We start from the raw sequence: 1,684 nt of genomic DNA, 5'->3' as shown, positions 1-1,684 counted from the left end.
CCCCCTCGAATGACAAATTACCAGAAAATATATACAATTTAGAAAACAAAAATTTTTACTAAAAAGAGAAGGGCATCGCCTTCTCTTTTCTTATTCATTTATTTCTTCATTTTTTCGACATCTTTTTCAGCTTCCTCCAATGCTTTTTCAGGGGATATTTTACCTAAAAGAGCATTATCGATCTGCGGGTTGATCCGGCTGTGGTAGTCAGGATACTCAACTGGTACCGGGAACATTTTTGTTTGTTCAAGATTCTTAACAGTAGCTTCATAAACTGTTTTGTCAGAACCTTTTAGCTCGGTTACAGTTGCTTCTGCTGCTTCTTTGTTCGCAACATTGTCATAGTTTTTCACTGCCCAGTACTTCTGTGCGTCTTCACCTGTTAGATATTTAATGAAATCCATTGCTTCCTTCGGATGTTTTGCCCCTTTAGGAATTTCCGCAACGAAACCGCCGCCTTCTGCCCAGTTGCCGGTACCTTCCTGATAAGCAGGAATAGGGGCGACCCCAAACTCAACGTCTTGACCATAATCTCTTAGCTGTGTATAGAAGGTTCCAACATCCACCCACATTGCTACTTTTTCAGCGATGAACGGGTTTGCCTGTTCACTTCCGAACTCGGCCTGGAAAGCCTGAACTGTATTCTCTCCAAGGCGCTCTTTCCAGCCAAGAATCCATTCTAATGCTTCTGCTTTCTTTGGCGTGTTAATTGACAATTCACCATTATCAATAAATCCTTTGCCGTTATCAGCGTTTGTCATCCAGCTTGATGCACCTGCACTGCCCCATAATGGATAAAAACCGATACGCTCGTAGTGATCGCCTTTTTTGACATCTAATTTTTTTGCATAATCTTCAAGCTCTTCCCATGTAGCCGGTGGCTTGTTTGGATCTAATCCCGCTTCCTTGAATGCTTTCTTGTTATAAAAAAGCAGTCGTGTATCTGTATTGAAAGGAACAGCATAAGGTTTGCCCTTATGTTCAACTGATTCCCATAGGTGTGGATAAAATTGCTGTTTGAATGTATCATCAACATATTTGCTTAAATCTTCAACCTGTTTGTTTTCAGCACGCTGGGCAACAGTGTTAATGTCGTTGATGATGACGTCAGCAGGATTTCCAGCTGCTACTGATGCCAGGTTTTTTGTCCAAATATCTCCCCATGGCAGGAAGGTATGTTTGACAAAAACCTTATCTTGGGATTGGTTATAATCATCGATGATTTTTTCGATTATTGGCCTACGTGTCTCTGAACCCCAGAACGACCAAAAATTGACGACGACCTTTCCGTCCTTTGTTTTCTCAGCCTCTGCCTTTTGTTCTCCAGAACATCCTGCAAGCAGACCAATTAATAAAAATGATACTAGAATTAATGCCAGACCCCTATTCATGTTTCTCCCCCTGTATATTCATGTTGATATTAAATACAACCTAACTACTACCCGTTCATAAACATTGATAAACATTTAATTTTTGGGCAATGTAAAATCAGACTGTTGATTTCCGCACCAAAGACTCGCTTTCCGCGGGAGGCCGGTAAATCTGTAGAACACAAAGGAAATACGGTAGCATTTTCCAGTAGTCGAGAGTCCCCTCCTCTCCAAACAACAGATGCTATAAAACAACACTTACTTTTAGCACAGCCAATTTTTTAAAAATTTGTTTGTCATCCATTGTTTTGCTC

General features: G+C 40.7%; 1 protein-coding gene. It reads right to left on the bottom strand.

Going from position 1 to position 1,684, the window contains the following annotated elements:
• Positions 1–98 precede the first annotated feature (98 nt).
• Positions 99–1,391 (bottom strand): ABC transporter substrate-binding protein, encoded by a 1,293-nt coding sequence (locus WB217_RS00195; RefSeq protein ID WP_423989515.1) that lies wholly within the window; start codon positions 1,389–1,391, stop codon positions 99–101.
• Positions 1,392–1,684: the final 293 nt, after the last annotated feature.

It is taken from the genome of Mesobacillus sp. (genome assembly GCF_049588175.1).
Classification (GTDB): Bacteria; Bacillota; Bacilli; order Bacillales; family Cytobacillaceae; genus Mesobacillus.
The sequence above is the reverse complement of the archived record's forward strand: the minus strand, read 5'-3'. Positions and strand labels throughout refer to the sequence as shown.